This is a genomic window from Roseinatronobacter alkalisoli (assembly GCF_028745735.1).
Taxonomy (GTDB): domain Bacteria; phylum Pseudomonadota; class Alphaproteobacteria; order Rhodobacterales; family Rhodobacteraceae; genus Roseinatronobacter; species Roseinatronobacter alkalisoli.
In genome coordinates, this window is the sequence record NZ_JAQZSM010000005.1 from 25804 (window position 1) to 42794 (window position 16991).

The 16991-nt window shown below is 60.0% G+C and carries 16 protein-coding genes and 1 pseudogene; 8 read left to right on the plus strand and 9 right to left on the minus strand.

The genetic code is table 11. The features are described 5' to 3' along the window. Nucleotides 1-217: 217 nt before the first annotated feature. From PUT78_RS07295 to PUT78_RS07315, 5 genes are all read right to left on the minus strand, one after another. Complete coding sequence (locus tag PUT78_RS07295; protein ID WP_274351592.1) at nt 218-1666, minus strand: ABC transporter ATP-binding protein; 1449 nt, start codon at nt 1664-1666, stop codon at nt 218-220. Further along, nucleotides 1663-2463, minus strand: a complete 801-nt coding sequence (locus PUT78_RS07300; protein ID WP_274351593.1) for an ABC transporter permease — start codon at nt 2461-2463, stop codon at nt 1663-1665. The genes PUT78_RS07295 and PUT78_RS07300 overlap by 4 nt, the downstream gene beginning before the upstream one ends. Then, nucleotides 2460-3389, minus strand: a complete 930-nt coding sequence (locus PUT78_RS07305; RefSeq protein ID WP_274351594.1) for an ABC transporter permease — start codon at nt 3387-3389, stop codon at nt 2460-2462. Before PUT78_RS07305 ends, PUT78_RS07300 begins: the two co-directional genes overlap by 4 nt. Then, entirely contained in the window at nt 3386-4894 is a 1509-nt protein-coding gene (locus PUT78_RS07310; protein ID WP_274351595.1) for an ABC transporter substrate-binding protein, read from the minus strand. The genes PUT78_RS07305 and PUT78_RS07310 overlap by 4 nt, the downstream gene beginning before the upstream one ends. 307 nt (nt 4895-5201) lie before the next feature. Next, nucleotides 5202-6218 carry a LacI family DNA-binding transcriptional regulator gene (locus tag PUT78_RS07315; RefSeq protein ID WP_274351596.1) on the minus strand — a complete coding sequence of 339 codons (1017 nt, stop codon included), beginning with the start codon at nt 6216-6218 and terminating at the stop codon, nt 5202-5204. 141 nt (nt 6219-6359) lie between these two features. Here PUT78_RS07315 and PUT78_RS07320 point away from each other — a divergent pair, with 141 nt between their 5' ends. The 5 genes from PUT78_RS07320 to PUT78_RS07340 all read left to right on the plus strand — a co-directional run bounded on the left by PUT78_RS07320 (nt 6360) and on the right by PUT78_RS07340 (nt 12732). Then, the gene (locus tag PUT78_RS07320; RefSeq protein ID WP_274351597.1) at nt 6360-8654 is read left to right on the plus strand and encodes an alpha-L-rhamnosidase; all 2295 of its coding nucleotides are present in this window, start codon (nt 6360-6362) and stop codon (nt 8652-8654) included. Nucleotides 8655-8709: 55 nt separating this feature from the next. Continuing rightward, nucleotides 8710-9990, plus strand: a complete 1281-nt coding sequence (locus PUT78_RS07325) for an ABC transporter substrate-binding protein (protein WP_274351598.1) — start codon at nt 8710-8712, stop codon at nt 9988-9990. A 67-nt stretch (nt 9991-10057) separates the two neighbouring features. Then, entirely contained in the window at nt 10058-10918 is an 861-nt protein-coding gene (locus tag PUT78_RS07330; RefSeq protein ID WP_274351599.1) for a carbohydrate ABC transporter permease, read from the plus strand. Continuing rightward, the gene (locus PUT78_RS07335; protein ID WP_274351600.1) at nt 10915-11739 is read left to right on the plus strand and encodes a carbohydrate ABC transporter permease; all 825 of its coding nucleotides are present in this window, start codon (nt 10915-10917) and stop codon (nt 11737-11739) included. Before PUT78_RS07330 ends, PUT78_RS07335 begins: the two co-directional genes overlap by 4 nt. Before the next feature lie 3 nt (nt 11740-11742). Beyond that, nucleotides 11743-12732 carry an ABC transporter ATP-binding protein gene (locus tag PUT78_RS07340; protein ID WP_274351601.1) on the plus strand — a complete coding sequence of 330 codons (990 nt, stop codon included), beginning with the start codon at nt 11743-11745 and terminating at the stop codon, nt 12730-12732. A 303-nt stretch (nt 12733-13035) separates the two neighbouring features. On the opposite strand, the gene rsgA is transcribed toward PUT78_RS07340, so the two are convergent. Further along, complete coding sequence (gene rsgA, locus PUT78_RS07345) at nt 13036-14070, minus strand: ribosome small subunit-dependent GTPase A (protein ID WP_274351602.1); 1035 nt, start codon at nt 14068-14070, stop codon at nt 13036-13038. Nucleotides 14071-14163: 93 nt separating this feature from the next. Then, nucleotides 14164-14496 (minus strand): hypothetical protein, encoded by a 333-nt coding sequence (locus PUT78_RS07350; RefSeq protein WP_274351603.1) that lies wholly within the window; start codon nt 14494-14496, stop codon nt 14164-14166. A gap of 66 nt (nt 14497-14562) precedes the next feature. Here PUT78_RS07350 and PUT78_RS07355 point away from each other — a divergent pair. From PUT78_RS07355 to PUT78_RS07365, 3 genes and pseudogenes are all read left to right on the plus strand, one after another. Continuing rightward, nucleotides 14563-14895 (plus strand): annotated as a pseudogene (locus tag PUT78_RS07355) (3-methyl-2-oxobutanoate hydroxymethyltransferase); the annotation flags it as partial. A gap of 200 nt (nt 14896-15095) precedes the next feature. Beyond that, the gene (locus PUT78_RS07360) at nt 15096-15227 is read left to right on the plus strand and encodes a hypothetical protein (protein WP_274351604.1); all 132 of its coding nucleotides are present in this window, start codon (nt 15096-15098) and stop codon (nt 15225-15227) included. Then, complete coding sequence (locus PUT78_RS07365; RefSeq protein ID WP_274351605.1) at nt 15224-15490, plus strand: hypothetical protein; 267 nt, start codon at nt 15224-15226, stop codon at nt 15488-15490. The genes PUT78_RS07360 and PUT78_RS07365 overlap by 4 nt, the downstream gene beginning before the upstream one ends. 18 nt (nt 15491-15508) lie before the next feature. Here PUT78_RS07365 and PUT78_RS07370 read toward each other — a convergent pair whose 3' ends face one another. After that, nucleotides 15509-15706, minus strand: coding sequence for a hypothetical protein (locus PUT78_RS07370; RefSeq protein WP_274351606.1), 198 nt, complete (start codon nt 15704-15706; stop codon nt 15509-15511). 390 nt (nt 15707-16096) lie between these two features. Continuing rightward, nucleotides 16097-16978: a LysR substrate-binding domain-containing protein gene (locus PUT78_RS07375; RefSeq protein WP_274351607.1), complete on the minus strand. Its 882-nt coding sequence runs from the start codon at nt 16976-16978 to the stop codon at nt 16097-16099. Nucleotides 16979-16991 lie beyond the last annotated feature (13 nt).

The following is a 16991-nucleotide window of genomic DNA, read 5'->3' on the forward strand; positions in this document are numbered from 1 at the left end:
CTGCCGCCAAAAGGGGAATTCGCGCAGCAGCTTTGCTGTTCTGCCTCTGGCGGCAAAATGATAACACCCACGCGCAGGGTCGTCTGGCGTGGTTGCTTTTGCATTCAGGCGCGGTCATGTCCGGTGGACCCGCAGGTCGCAGAACGGCCGGACTCATGGCGCGGCGGCCGCTTTCGGCCTTTGCTGCGCCCCGGCATTGCCGTTTCCCGGTTGTTGATTAGGCGACCATGGCCTTGTCGCGGCCCATCGCTGCGGCGATGTCTGATCCTTGCGCCGCAAACCGCTGCACATCGTCCGAAACCTTGTCGATCAGCGCTGCGTCATGGCTGACCAAGGCGATTGACAGCCCTTCATCGCGGGCCAGATCGGCCAGCATCGTGATGACGTCGCGTTGGGTAATGGGGTCAAGGCGCGAGGTCGGCTCGTCTGCAAACAACATGCGCGGTTGTGCCAGCATCGCGCGCAGTAGGGCAAGCCGTTGCAATTCGCCACCCGACACTGCACCGGGCCTGCGCGCCAAAAGTGCGGGATCAAGGCGCAGGCGGGCCAGCAGGGTTTCGATCCGCCCTGCGGGGGCCCGATGAAGTCGCGCCACATCCGTAAGGGTCTGGCCCAGACTGCGCTTGCGTGCAAAGGCCGCGACGGGATCCTGATACAGCTTCTGGCACGCTGTCGGGGGCAGGTACGGTGCGCGGATCACCTGCCCTGCATCGGGGGGCAGCAGGCCCAGAAGCGCATCGCCAAGACTGGATTTTCCACAACCCGATGGCCCGGTGATACCAAGGATACGCCCGGTCTGCAGCGTCAGGTCAAGCCCTTCCACCAGCACCTGTCCCCGCCGGGACAGTGTCAGACCCTGGGCGCGCAGGACCGTTTCCCCGGTCCCGGCACCTGTTTTCCGTGCGGGCAAGTGTTCCGGATCGGCGGCGATCAGGTCGCGGGTATACGCGGCTTTTGGGTCGGCAAAGACCTGCTCAGTCAGACCGGTTTCGATCACGGTCCCTTCGCGCAACACGATCAGCCGCCCGCCAATCATGCGGGCAAGTGCAAGATCATGGGTAATGACCATCAGCCCGCCGCCCTGGCCGAGTTCCCCCAGCAGCAGTGCGGCAACATCGTTGCGTCGGGCGGCATCCAGCCCCTTCGTCGGTTCATCAGCAATGACAATCGGTGCCCCGCCTGCGCGGGCGGCGGCAATGGCCACGCGCTGCGCCATGCCACCCGACAATTCATGCGGATAGCGCGCCACGGCCGCGCCCAGCCCGAAGGCCGCCAGATCGTTTCCTGCCTGCATACGGGCTTGCGCGGGGGCAAGGCCACGGACCAGCCTGTGTGCCTCTGCCACCTGCGCGCCAGCGCGCATCAGTGGATCAAGTGACAGCCAGGGTTCCTGTGGCAAGACCGCAATCTCGCGCCCCCACAGCTTGCGGAATGCCGCCCGGTCTGCGCCTGCGCGCAGGCTGCGATTGCCCAGTCTGACCTGTCCTTCAGCGCGCAGGTTTTCCGGCAACGTGCCCATGATGGCCTGCGCCAGCAGGCTTTTGCCCGAACCCGTCTCGCCCAGAATGACCAGCGGCTCGCCCGGTTCAAGTGTGACGGAGACAGGGTCCAGCAGTCGGTTCGTGCCGTCGAAAACCGCAATGTCGGTTGCGTGCAGAAGTGTCATGCTTTTTGTCCTCCGGCCAGCAGGGTCAACCCCAGAAGCAGTGCAAATGTGGCAAGCACCGGGGTCAGCAGCGCCATGGGGGCTTCGCGCCAGTAGGGCAGCAGTTCCACCATCATCAGGCCCAGTTCGGGCGTGGGCGCGCGCATTCCGACACTGACAAACCCAAGTGCCGCGATGCCCATGATCGCCGTGGCCGTGCCAAAGGCGGCAGCAGTCAGCATCAGGGGGGCAATTTCGGGCCAAAGATGCGTGCGGAACACATAGGGCCAGCGAAACCCCAGCAGCCGCGCTGCCTGCACTGCCGGGCTGGCCAGCGTGGACCGCGTGGCCGCGCGCGTCAGGCGAAAGAATTCCACCCATAAAACCAGCGACAGCCCCGCCCAGAAGCCCATGGCAGTGCCCGGCATGATGGCCAGCACGATCAGCACCAGCAACAGCCCTGGTAGTGCCATCAGCGCATCGGCAAGGATCATCAACAAGCGTTCGACCCAGCCGCCCCGCGCAGCAGCCAGCGTGCCAAGGACCAACCCGGCCGCGCCAGCCGTGACCACAGCCGCCAGCGCGATGGCAGGCGACAGGCGCAGCGCATGCGCCAGCCGGTGCCAGAGCGACCGGCCCAGATGGTCATAGCCGAAGGGGGCGCCCGAGTCCGGCCCGGCCAGCGATTTCATCAGCGACTGCGCGAAGGGATCACCGGGCACCAGTAACGGACCAACAAGCGCGAAACCCAGCATCAGTGCCAGCACCACAGCCCCGATCGCGCGACCTGGCGGCAGGGTATTGGAAAATGTCGTCATCTTGCCCCCCTCGGATCGATCCGTGTGACAGCCAGATCAATCAGCGCGTTGACCAGCACAAAGCCAAGACCCAGCATCAGCGCGGTGCCTTGCACCATCGGCACGTCGCGTGCAAAGACCGCATGGACCAGCGCATGCCCGATGCCCGGCCAACCAACGATGGATTCAATCACCACGACACCTTCAACCAGTGTGACGAATTGCAGACCCAGATAGGTCAGCAGTGGCACCGAAACATTGCGCAGACCGTGCCGCCACAGAACCTGACGGCGCGACAGCCCTTTCCATTGGGCGAAGTGGTAGAAGGGCATCGCCGCAATGCTGGCCATGGCATCGCGGGCAATCCGGGCATTCACCGCAGCCAGTCCCAGTGCCAGCGCCAGAGCAGGCAGGATGAAATGCCGCGCCTGTCCGTGGCCTGCCGCAGGCAGCCAGCCAAGCTGCACCGACAGCACAAGGATCAGGATCAGCGCCATCAGGAATTGCGGAATAGCCTTCAGGGCCGCGGACACAACAAGCAGCCCCCGGTCCAGCGCGCCCCCCGGCCGCAGCCCTGCAAGCACGCCCAGCGGCGGGCCGATCAGTAATGACAGGCCGACTGCGGTCAGTGCGAGCCAAAGTGATGCCCCCAGTTGATGGGTGATTTCCGCGATCACCGGCTGCCCCGATACCAGCGATACGCCGAAATCGAAGCGCAGCAGATCGCCCATCCATTGCGTGAAAGCCGGGAACCAATGCCCCCCCAGCCCCAGTTCTGCGCGCACCGCATCGGCGGCGGCGGTATTCACATTGTCGTATCCGTAGCGCCCCGCCGCAATGCGCCATGCGGCGTCACCCGGCAGGCTGCGCATCATGGCGAAAGTTGCCGCCCCGACAAGGACCGCCACGGTGGCGGCCTGTACCAGTCGCGAAATCAGGATATTCATTCGGTGAACCGCAGCCTTGCCAGACCGAAATTGCGTTCCCACGGGTCAATCACCGCCCCGTCGATTCCGGCCTTGACTGCCAATGTCTGCTGATACCAGGCAATCGGGATCACCGGCAGTTCGGTTTGCAGAATGGCGCTGACACGCGCGCGATCCGCGTCTGTCCCTTCGCCACGCGCAATGGCTTGCGCCAGTGCCACAATCTCGGGGTTATCCCAGCCCATCGCGCCCCAGTCACCGGTGGGCGCATAGTCCGACAGGATAGTACCGATCGGTTCGGGGATCAGCGCGAAGTTGCGCGCCAGAAGGCCCAGTTCCAGCGTGCCGGCCTGATGGCCCGCCGGAATTTCCGACGAGTTGGTGCTGTTGATCGTCAGTTCCACCCCGATGGTGCGAAATTGCTGTTCCAGCACAGCGGCTACAAGCGGCAATTCCGGCCGGTCCGGGTAGGTGGTCAGCGTCAGGGCAAAGCGCTGTCCGTCGCGGGCCAGAATGCCATCTGCGCCCGGTGCCCAGCCCTGTTGCGCCAGCAGCGCCTGCGCTGCGGCAACGTCATATTGCAAAGGATCCATCCCAGCATTGTGCCATGACCCGATGGCAGGCGGGAACAATTGATCCGCCCCTTCGGGGTAACGCAGCACCGCTTGCGCAAGGCCTGCGCGATCAATGGCAAGGCTAAGCGCCTGCCGCGCTTCCGGCGTGTTCAGAAACGGATGCGCGGCGTTCACCTTCAACAGCAGCGTGCGCGGAATCGCCACCGATATTACCTGCACCGCTTCAGATTGTGACAGGCGCGTCACACTGGCTGGGTCGAGGTTGAAAACGAAATCCGCATCGCCCGATTCCGCCATCAATGCGCGTGTCTCTGCCCGGCTGACGGCGGTATAGCTTACATCCGGTACATGGGGTTGCGCGCCCCAGTAATCGGCAAAGGCTGTGGCACGTAGCGACAAGGGCGGCGTCAGATCGGTTATGCGGTAGGGGCCGGTGCCTATGACCGCCACGGCCTGCCCGTCCGGACCATAGGCGGCAGGGGCCAGAATCTGCGTCCGGCTTTCGGCCAGAAACGCAGGCAGCGCGGCGCGTGGTTCCGTCAGGGTGATGACCACGGCATCATGGTCCGCTGTGATTGCCGCAACCGGCAACCCGCTGATGGGGCCGGGCTTAGCCCGCGCGATTTCCAGTGCATTGACTACTGCCGCAGGCGTCATCGGGCTGCCATCATGGAAACTGACATTCTCGCGCAGGGTGAATCGCCATGTCAGACCATCCTCTGATGTGTCCCATTCTGTGGCAAGACCCGGCAGCAACCGGCCCTGCGGATCTGCATCCACCAGCGTTTCAGCGATACCCATATTGGTGAAGATATGGCCGGTGGTCGAAGGGTCGGGCGACTGAATTTCAAACGGCGCGGCAACGCCTATCATGCTATCCGCAAGCGCAGGCGTGCCAAGTGACAGACCGAGCAGAGCGGCGATGAGCGGGCGTTTCAACTGTATCATCATGATATCCTAAGGTCATAGCTTCGTTGCAGGTCAAAGCACCGCGTTCATGCGTGGCGGCGCCCGGTCCCACAGTTTCAGGCCGACGACATGCCGGGGATTCGGGAAGATAGTAGTTATGTAATATGATAACATTACGCAAGAGGGACACAGGGCAACGTGTATAATTGCGCCGGAAATGCAGATGCCCGCTACACCCGCACATGGCGCAGAAAACCGGGCGCCGGATTTCCGGACCTTGTATGTCATGCAGTTGGAATAGAGAAAGACACCCGTTCACCCCATTTGGGTGCGATCATAGTGTCTTTAGCTAAATACTTGATCTGATAACAAGATTTGGCGCAACAAGGATGTGTTCGGGCGATTTTCGGCCTTCTATCCGCGATAGTAGTGTGCGCGCGGCGATTTCACCCAATCTGGGCGCGTCCTGATTAATGCTTGTCAGATCGATCAGATGCATGCGGGCCGGGGGGCTGTCATCGCAGCCGATGATGGCCAGATCTGCGGGCACGCGAATGCCGCTGGTTTTCGCCAGGTTGATCATGGGGACGGCGTGCAGATCACTCCAGCAATAGAACGCGGTGGGGCGGTCGGGCGCGCGCAACAGCGTCAGCATGTCCGCCTCCATCTGCGCTGTCCGGTCCGGCAATCGTATGATGCGGCTATATTGTTCCAGCCCGGCGTTAACCATGGCATAGGTATAGCCCGCTTCGCGTTCAAGAACGACATCATGGTCACTAAGCCGCGTGTGTTGCAGGCTGGTCATCATGATATCGCGGTGGCCGCGCGCAATAAGGGCGTTGACCGCCATCTGCGCACTTTCGCGGTCGTCGGAATTGACTGTGTCATAGACCTGCGACACCGGTTCGTGGTGGCCGATGACGACCATCGGAATTTCACCCGCCGCCTGTGCCATCGGCGCAGAACCCAGATGTGGCGAAATGAGAATCAGCCCGTCCATCTGGAAATCGACCATCCGTTCGATCAACGAGGTTTCCAGCTGTTCTTCGGCTTCACCCACGCCGATCATGGTCTTGTAGTTCAGCGCCCGGAGTGTGGCGTCGATACCCGCAATCACATCCGACAGAAACGGGTTTGCCATCTCGACCAGCAGAATGCCGACTGTTCTGGTTTTGCCGCGCATTCCACGGGCTGCCATATTGGGGCGATAGCCCAGAGTTTCGATTGATTTAAGAACCTTGGCGCGCAATGCGTCACTGACGCCGTAAGCATCGCGCAGCACTTTTGACACGGCTGCGACAGAAACGCCTGCGTCATCCGCGACAGTGCGGATTGTGACTTTGGTCTTGGGTGTTTGCGTCGGCATTTCATGGCGCTCCCTCGTTGCTGAACAAAAATACAGAAAAACGCTTGCCAGACAATCCGTTTTGTATAATGTTCTACGTAGAACGATATACGAAATATGGTCCGGTCTCTCAGACCCGCGGACCGGACATCGGGGGGATTTATGAATATCGACGCAAAAACCCGTGGATTCGGACGGAATTCGCTGCGCGTGCGTGACTGGACAGGGCAGATGATTGCGCCGCTTGCTGATGCAGGTGCGGGGTCGCAGGCAAGCTTTGTTGCGACGGATTTTCAATATGACGGCGGCAATGCCGTGTTGCATGTTTCGGCGCAGGGTTTGTACCGGGCTTTCATCAATGGCAGGCGGGTGGGCAATGATGTCCTGACGCCGGGATGGACCTGCTATGACGACCGCATCGCTTATCAGAGCTATGATGTGGCGGATCTGTTGCGCAAAGGTGCAAACCGTATCGAAATCTGGCTGGGTGATGGCTGGTATAGGTCAACATTGATGTGGCGTGACATCAAGATCACGAATACATGGGGTGACCGGATTGCCGCGATCGCCGATCTGGTTGTCGATGGCCAACCGCATCTGGCGACATCCGGGGCGTGGGCGTCTGGTTTGTTGCCGGTGACGAAAACCGGAATCTACTGGGGCGAGGATTTTGATGCCCGCCTTGACACGCTGGACGCGACCGACGGGGTAGAGGTGCTGGCGTTCAACACCGCCCTGCTGGTTCCGTCCGAAACTCGTCCGGTCACCGAATTGCCACCGATTGCCCCGGTCAAAAGCTGGCAGGACAGTGCAGGGCGCAGGATTTATGACTTTGGCCAGAATGCAGTCGGCTATCAGCGGATCACGGTGAGGGGTGCTGAGGGCGCAAGGCTGTATATTGACCACGCCGAGGTGCTGGACAAGGACGGTGCCTTTGACAACCGCAACTACCGAGCGGCGCGCGCGGCATTTTCCTATACTTTGAAGGGGCAGGGCGAAGAAACCTGGGCACCGATGTTTTCCTTTGTCGGCTTTCGCTATGCGCGCGTTGCCATCACCGGCGATGCAGAACTGATCGACATTGTTTCCGTCCCTGTTACATCAGTGCCGCAAATTGCGGGCGGGTTCGATTGTGCTGTGGCCCCTGTGAACCGGCTGGTGGAGAATACCGTCTGGTCACAGCGGGGCAATTTCATTGAAGTCCCGACCGATTGCCCGCAGCGCGATGAACGCCTTGGCTGGACAGGCGATGCGCAGGTTTTTGCGGGAACCGCGTGCTGGCTGGCCGATTCCGAAGATTTCCTGCGCAAATACCTGCGCGATGTGATGCATGACCAGCGGCCGGATGGCGGCATTTCGCATTTTTCACCTGATCCGACCCTGCGCGCGCATTCTGCCGCGCCGGGGGACTGGGCGGGATCGACTGGCTGGGGCGATGTGATTGTCATCATGCCATGGCAACTTTATCTGCATTACGGGCGCGACGACGTGCTGCGCGAATGTTTTCCCGCCATGGTCAGATGGCTGGACTACCTGTGGAGCATTTCTGACGGTCCCATCATCCGCCCGCATGCGGTCTGGGGTGAGAAGGGATTCACCTTCGGGGACTGGTTGCAGCCCACAGGCGATAGCCGCAAACCGCGGCCAACAGTGTCCGACGACTGCGCCGCAACCCTGTATCATGCGATTTCCACTGATCTGGCCGGGAAAATCGCGCAGATCATTGGCGCGCAGGCAGAAGCAGACCGCCTTGCTGCCCGCGCCACGGAGATACGCCGCGCATTTTCTGCGGAATATTTTTCGGCCACCGGGCGGCTGGCGCATAATGACCAGACATCTTACGCGCTGGCGTTCCTGTATGACCTTGTGCCTGATCAGCATTTCGAGGCCGCGAAAGCCTATTTCCGCCGGGTCATCGAGGATGCTGACTACCTGATCGGCACAGGCTTTATCGGCACGCCGGCCCTGTTGCCCGCGCTGACCAAGCTGGGCATGACCGATCTGGCAGAACGGGTGTTTCTGAACCGCAAGGTGCCGGGCTGGCTGTATCAGGTTGAACGGGGTGCCACGACGATCTGGGAACGTTGGGATGCCATTGGCGAGGATGGCACAATCTATGACCCGATGATGAACAGCTACAATCACTATGCCTATGGCGCGGTGTGTCAGTGGTTGTTCGAAGATGTTGCCGGTGTCCGCCCCGTGCCCGAAGCGCCGGGTTTTGACCGGGTGCGGCTGAACCCCACCATCCTGCCGGAACTTGGGCAGGTGTCGATGTGGCATGATTGCCGTCACGGGCGGATCGAAGCCGCGTGGAAGATGGACGGGAACCGCGTGATTTACACTGTCACGCTGCCCGAAGGTTGCGAAGGTGAGATTGTCGCCGGAAGTCTGAAAAACGCCAGCGCCGAGGGGCGGCTTCCGGCTGGACGACACGAAATAAGCTTCGATCTGTGAAGTTGCACAAGGATAACCGGACGAGGAGGTCCGGTTGATAATGGGAGGAACCGAAATGACAGTGAAGCATACCGGACTGACGGCGCTGACCTCAGTGCTTGTTCTGGCGTCAGGGGCTGCGGGCGCGCAGCAACTTTCGATCCTGATCGACAACAACCCCGATACCATCGCCATCACCGAAGCGCTGACAGCGGCCTATAGCGCAAAAAACCCCGGTGTGAGTTTTGACATCGAAACCCGCCCCGGTGGGGGCGAGGGGGAAAACGTCGTCAAAACCCGTCTTGCGACCGGGGAAATGGGGGACATGTTTTCCTATAATGCCGGCGCGCTGCTACAGGCATTGCGCCCCGCGCGCACGCTGGAGCCGATAAACGACATTCCGAATTTCGGCGCGATCTTTGACAGTTATATTTCGACCGTGTCCGACCCCGACGGGAATGTCTACGGCGTTCCGCACAAGGCGGCAATGGGCGGCGGGATCCTCTATCATGTTCCGACATATGAACGCCTTGGTCTGGAAATACCCCTGACATGGGAAGCGTTCATGGAAAACAACGCGGTAATTGCGGCGGATGGGCAGGTCGCGCCGATTGCGCAGACCTATCGCAACCCCTGGACATCGCAGCTTTTCATCCTGGCGGATTACTACAATGTTCAGATGCAGGAACCTGATTTTGCGGATAGGTATACTGCAAACGAAGCAAAATATGCGACGACACCAGCCGCGATGCGCGGGTTTGAGCTGTTGCAACAAGCCTATGAGGCCGGTTATTTCAACGCGGATTTCGGGGCCGCGACCTATAATGACGGACTCAGAATGGTCGCGTTGGGCGAGGCGGCGCATTATCCGATGCTGACCTTTGCGATTGCCGCGATTCAGCAAAACCACCCTGATGAACAGGATGATGTGGGGTTCTTCGCGCAGCCGGGCGATTCTGCGGATGCAAACGGTCTGACGGTCTGGATGCCGAATGGTTACTTCATTTCAAAGGACAGTGCCCATATCGACATTGCCAAGGATTTCGTGAATTTCATCGCGACGCCCGAAGCCTGCGATGTGATTACCGAAAGCGTTGGTGCGGGCGGCCCCTACCTGATCGAAGGGTGCACATTGCCGGATGATGTCCCGACAGCGGTGGCGGGGATGCTGCCCTATTTTGAACAGGCGGGGCGCACAGCCCCGGCGCTTGAATTCCTGTCCCCGATCAAAGGCCCGGCGCTGGAACAGCTGACAGTCGAAGTTGGTTCCGGCATTCGTGATGCGCAAAGTGCTGCGGCGTTGTATGATGGTGATGTTGCCAAACAGGCGCGTCAGCTCGGTCTGCCGAACTGGTAATCCTTCCGCCGGTTCATGCAAACGGCCCGTGCAATGCGCGGGCCGTTCATCACCAAGGATGCCCGATATGAAACGCAAGTCACACTATCCCTATTGGTTCATGTTGCCCGCGATTTCTGTGTTTTTCGTGCTGTTCATCGTGCCCACCCTTGCGTCCCTGTATTTCAGCCTGACCATCTGGGACCCGTTCGAGGCCCGCTTTTCCGGGTTTGAAAACTACGTTCAGTTCTTTTCTGAACCGTTTCTTGTGCGCGGTGTCGTGAACACAGTGGGCTTCGCGATTGTGACATGCGTGCTGAAAACCATATTGGGGCTTTTACTTGCTGTCCTGCTGACCTCCGGGGTCTGGGGGCAGGGGCTTTTGCGGTCCATCGTGTTCTTTCCTGTGCTGGTATCGACTATTGGTGTTGGCCTGCTGTTTCAGGAAATGATGCACCCGACACAGGGGGCCATCAATGTGGCGCTGTCCTGGATTGGCATAAACGGGCCGGGATGGCTGACCAACCCGTCGCTTGCGTTGTTTTCGGTGGCGTTGGTCGATGTGTGGCGCGGGGTGGGTCTGGCAACGCTGATCTATATCGCGGGTCTGGCGACCATCAGCCCCGATTATTATGAAGCCGCGCGCATTGACGGTGCCACCCGCCTGCAACAGTTCTGGCGCGTGACCGTGCCGCTGGTCTGGCCTGCAACGACAACTGTGGTGATGCTGTCGCTGATTTCCGGGCTGCGCCTGTTCGATCTGGTCTGGGCGATGACACGCGGTGGTCCGGGCTTTTCGTCCGATGTGCTGGCCAGCGTGATCTATAAGCAATACCAGTCCGGCTTCTGGGGGTTATCGACTGCAGGCAATGTCATCCTGTTCATCATGATTGCGGTGATCATCGCGCCACTGACCTATTGGTTCAATAAACGAGAGGTGGAGTCATGAAGCGCCGCCAATATGTCATCGGCGCAGTGTCTTTTGCGGTCGCTTTCGTGATCTTCGTGATCCCCTTCATTTTTGTTGTGATCAACGCAATGAAATCGGCGGCTGAATCAGCAAGGCTGGATTTCAGGCTGCCGCAGAAATGGCAGTTCTGGCAGAATCTGACGGATGTTGTGCAGGCCCGCGACTACATGCTGCTGCTTGCCTATTTCAATTCAACCGTCATCACGGTTGGGGCCGTGACCTTGCTGGTCATCTTCGGGGCGTTGGTTGGGTATGTTCTGCAACGCCGTCCGTCACGGTTCAGCAGTTTCGTTTATGCGTTCGTGCTGACCGGTCTGATGATACCGCCCGCAGTGGTGCCGACCATCTGGGTTTTGCAGGAAATAAACCTGTTCAAGACGCTGCACGGAATGATCCTGATTCAGGTTGCCTATGGGCTTGGATTTACGGTTTTGTTGTACCGGGCGTTCATCGCCTCGATCCCGCGCGATCTGGATGAAGCCGCAATTGTGGATGGAGCGCGCCCGCTTCAGGTGTTTTTCCGCGTGATCCTGCCATTGTTAGAACCGGTAACCGTGACTGTGATCGTCGTGCAGTCCATCGCGATATTCAACGATTTCACCCATCCGCTATATTACCTGCCGGGCCGCGAGAATGTGACCGTGCAACTGACGCTGTATAATTTCCAAAGTCAGTTTGTCAGCCAGATGAACCTGTTGTTCATGAACATCCTGCTCGTGACGATTCCACCACTGATCGTGTTCATCTTCTTTAATCGCCAGATCGTTGCCGGAATGACTTCTGGCGCGGTGAAAGGATAGACCATGTCGCGTGTTGAACTGAAACAATTGCGCAAAAGCTACGGTGCCGTCGAGGTCATGAAAGGCATCGATCTGGTGGTGGAACCGGGCGAATTCTGCGTTTTCGTCGGGCCGTCAGGTTGTGGCAAATCCACCTTGCTGCGGATGATTGCGGGACTGGAAGAACAGACATCAGGGCAGATCGAAATTGCGGGCCGTGATGTCAGTTTTGACGAACCCTCAAAACGGGGTATCGCCATGGTGTTCCAGTCCTACGCGCTATATCCGCATCTGAGTGTGCGCGACAACATTGGTTTTGGCCTGTCGCTGGCGCGGCGGCCAAAGGCCGAGATCAGGCAGAAGGTCGATGCAGTGGGCGAAATCCTGCAACTTGGGCCATTCATGGACCGCAAACCCAAGGCGCTGTCCGGCGGGCAGCGCCAGCGTGTTGCGATCGGGCGCGCCATTGTCCGCGACCCGCAGGTTTTTCTGTTCGATGAACCCTTGTCCAACCTTGATGCCGCGTTGCGCAGCCAGATGCGCCTTGAACTGACCGAACTGCATGCGCGGTTGGGCGCGACCATGATTTATGTGACCCATGATCAGGTCGAGGCGATGACCATGGCCGACAAGATTGTGGTAATGAACGCAGGCAGGATTGAACAGGTCGGCACCCCGATGGAACTGTACCAACGCCCGGCAACCCCCTTTGTTGCAGGGTTTATCGGATCACCCCGGATGAACCTGTTCGACGGCGATGTTGCGCGGCGGATGGGTTGTGATGTTTACGGAATCCGGCCTGAACATCTGCTGATTTCCGAAAGCGACGGGCGCTGGACGGGGCAGGTGCGCCATGTGGAGCGGCTGGGCGCGGATACGATCCTTCATCTGGACGTGCCGGAGCTTGGCGCGCTTGTTGCCCGGACGGATGGCAATTGCAGTTTTCACCCGGGGCAGGTCGTTCAGGCGTCACCGCAACCGGACATGGAATTTTTCTACGCGGCGCCGGGTTGACGGTATGACCGCGCGGCGGCACCCGGAAATGCCCAAATTTTACGCCAAGATCCTACCGGAATGCCGCATTGCAGCAATAAAGCTTCCGGACTGACTTGAATCGGGCTATGATTTTACTACGTTTACAGAAAGGCTCCTCCTCCTCCCGGGGCTTTTCATACAAGGCGGCGATGCTCTCCTCCTCCCGGCATCGCCGCCAATTGTATTTCATGCAATGCGGGAATTGATGACCGGCCCTTCACGGGGCGGGTTACCGGCCAGCCGCAAGTGCCCGGAGAAAGCAGCGCGCGCCCAAGGCGCAGCTCAGCGGTGCTTGCCGGGGGTTTTGGTTCGCTTATTTCCGCGCGGCCCGGTCTGGACAGGCGTGTTGGCGCGGTTTTCATCCAGAAGTTTACGCCACCGCGCCAGGCGCGCGGGGTCCAGCGTCCCGGCGGCAACGGCCGCCTGAACTGCACAGCCGGGCTCATGCGCATGGGTGCAATCGCGGAACCGGCACAGGGGCGCAAGCTCGGTGATTTCGGCAAATAACTGGTCCAGCCCGGCCAGATTATCGCTGACATGAAGGGTCCGCATTCCGGGCGTGTCAATGACCCATCCGCCGCCGGTAATCGGGTGCAATGAGCGGGACGTGGTTGTGTGGCGGCCCTTTGCATCATCTTCGCGAATGCTGCCGGTTAACTGCGCATCTTCGGGTGATTTTCCCGCAAGCGTGTTCAGCAAGGATGACTTGCCCACCCCGGACGACCCGACAAGTGCAACTGTCTGCCCCTCGCTGCACCAGGGGGCCAATTTCAGGGCCGCATCCGGGGCATTCGCGTTCAGGGCGACCGCATCCAGCCCGCGCTGCAACCCGGATACCTGCGCCAGAAAGGGTGTGGCGTCGTCAACCTGATCGGCCTTTGTCAGCACGATCACGGGTCTTGTGCCTGCCTCGTTCGCAAGGGCCAGATACCGTTCCAGCCGCGCCGGGTTCAGGTCATCATTGCATGATGTCACGATGAAAAGCGTGTCGACATTGGCCGCGATCAGCTGCGGTACGCGCCCCCCTTCGGTGCGGCGTTGCAGCAGGGCCTTGCGGTCCAGCCTGCGGGTCAGCATTCGCGTATCGCTGTCCACCAGCACCCAGTCCCCGACGGCATAATCCGCCGTATGCACATGCGGCGGCAGGTTCAGCCGGACCGTGCCAAGCTGCGAGGCGGCGGTCATTCTGGCCCGGTGGACAGTTGCAATGCGCATGCGGGCAAGGCCCGATTCTTCCGGTTGCAACTGATCGTCAAAGAATGACGACCACCCAAGGGCTGCCAATGAATGCGATGTCTGTTCTGCGCAATGGGTCACGCATACTTGCATGAGCGTGATGCAAGCCGAATGCAAGCCCCGCTGTGCAGAACTTCGCGCCAAATCCGCGCAAGCCCGTCAGCAGAAGCGTGTTCAAAGAGATTCCGGCAACCACAGGACGGGATCAAAGACCGTGGAATATGCGGTGCGACCCGCAGCCCGCCCCTGCGCCGCATCAACCATCCGCGTCACCAGATTTCGGGTCAGTGCTGCAAGTGGTGTGGCGGTGGCCAGCAACGCATAGCGGTCCGTCAGGGCGGCGGGGTTGGGCACGGGCCAAAGCGTGGCAAAGGATATCCGCCTTGCGGAAATGCTGATCGTGACGGGTGCGAGACCGGACCTTGCCGCGCTTGCCAACCCGGAACGCGCGCTGAAGGCGCTGTTGAAACAGGCCAAAGCGGCCTGAATGAACAAGGAAATGACCATGACCATATCCCGGCCCACCGTTGCGGATATCCGCGCGCTGAAGGGTAAACGCCCGAAGATGCGGGTGTCTTCGGGGCGGATCTGGAAGTTGTGTCCGACCGCGTTGCTGCCGAAATTTCCGGTCGCACGCCGCTGGGCATGGGGGCCAGGGCGGGGGCGGACGCGCAATATCTGTTTGCCGAAGATGTGCTGGGCTGCACCAGTGGGCACAAGCTGCGTCACGCCAGAACCCATGCCGATTTTGCGACCGAGTATTCGCGGCTGCAACGGTTGCGGGTGGCAGCGTTCGCCGCATTTCAGGCCGATGTGGAACAGGGGGTCTATCCTGCACCCGAACATCAGGTGGCCATTGAAGATGCAGAATTCGCAGGGTTTCTGCAGGGACTGCACGCAAGCTAGGGCTTGTCATTGAAACGCAGCCCCTCCCGCACGGAGAGGTCGGGAAAAACCTGACGGTTCCGGCGGCGCGCGCATGCTGCACGACAGGCTTGTCCGATGTGATATCTTGATGCAATATATTGTGAATGCGTTCGGACCGGCCGCACTGGTCCGCGACGATTGAATATTTGTCCTGAAATGCAATCCTTATGAGGCTGGTCATGAAACGTCTTCTTGTTGGAATGGTGTTGTTTCTGGCCGCCTGTACTGTCGCGCCGGTAGAAGACGCCCCTGCGACACATTCCTGCGTAACCGCCCCATCGGGTCTGGTTGAATGCAGCGAGGTGGAATGACCGGGTTCAGACAGTTTCCGATTTCTGAGATGATCTTTCGCGCATTCTGCATGGGGATTGCCCTGCTGGTGGTCGTGCCGATGCTTGGCTATATTGCTGCGCTGCCCCTGATGCATGTGATCGGCATATGTGAGCCTGACGCGCCCGTATTGTGTGAATTTGCGGCAAGCGATTTTGCCCTTCTTGGCGCGCTTCCGGCTTTTGCATGCGGGGTGGGCATGTCAGTATGGCTTGATCGCCGCCAGCCTGCGGCAGGTATATAATCTGGCCTGTGCATCCGCCTAGCGTATTCGCCGCCCTGCCAGGATCATGGCGATCCCCAGCCCGACTGGAACGATCAGGGCCGCAACAGCGCCCAGCGAAAGTGTCGGCAAGATACTGCTACACCCTGCTGTGTTGAAGCTGCATCCGAAACGGTCCAGCAGCCACCAGCCGCCCACAAACAGGATTATCAGAACCGTTCCTGCCAACTGAAGCATGATGCTTTTCATAAGTTGTGGCTTCCCAATTGCTGACATTTCCGGGGCCTGCGTGCAGCGTATCTCAACCCAGATAAACCTGCACTGTCAATGTGGATTTCAACAGAACGCAGATACTGAACTAATGCATGCGCCTTTGCCGCTTGTGCGTGCTGGCAGGCCGGAACACGGCGCCATCTTGGCGGTCACAGGAACCATCCGGGGAACCGGCGCCTGATCGTCCGTATGACGCGCGACATCTGCTACATCATGGTCGCAAAATGGCGTCGCTGTTCGCCGCCGCTTCGCGCGGTTCAGCCGCTGAGTGCCAGGAGGGTTTGACCTGTGTCGCATTTACGTCCCTGTCCTGAACAGCCTGTGGCACGTGTGGTGGAAAGACTGCCACCCGGATCATTTCTGCAGAATGCCGTGCGCGACATCTCGGATATGCCGGGAAAACGCCGCCAATGTCCGTGGGCGTGACGGGTTTTTCAGATACGCCAGTGAAAAGCTGTGCTGTAGCGCGGATGAAAACGGCCTGCATACCAGCCCATCCCCGGATTCACCCCGCGCAAGAAGCGCATTGGCGATTGTGACACCCAGCCCTTCGCGCACAAAACTGCACGCCGCGCTGACGGCCTGCGTTTCTATCAGGATTTCCGGCCTGATTCCGGCCTGAAGGAACAGTTGATCCAGTTGAACGCGAAACGGCCGGTTCCGGCCCAGCAGGATCAGACTTTCTGCGCGCAGGTCAGCAGGCGCAATCTGGTGTCGCCGCGCAAGCGGGTGATCCGCCGGAAGCACGACATCCGTGCCGACGGTGACCAGATCAAACGAATCGAGTGCCGGATGCTCGACCGGGGCCTTGACGAAACCCAGATCAACGCGCCCCGACGCGACCGCGGCAACAATTTCGTAATAGGACATGATTTCGGCAATGATTTTCTGACCGGGCCGGTCCCCCTGTAACCGGCGCATCGCGGGTGCGATGATCCGAGTCACGACACCCGCAGGCGCAGCAATGCGCAGCGGCATGGCGCTACGATCAACCTGATTCAGAAGCCCCTCGACACCGGCAAGTGTGCGCTCAACATCCGGCAGCAGCAATTCGGCCACCTCGCGCGGGGTCAGCCTGCCATTGGCGCGGATGAACAACCGCTCGCCCGTTGCAGCCTCGAATTCTGCCAGCAACCGGCTGATTGAAGGCTGCGAGACCCCCAGCAGTTTTGCTGCCTCTACCGTTGATCCGGTCTGCATGATTGCCCTGAAGGCGCGGATGTGGCGAATTTCCATCTATTCGTTATAC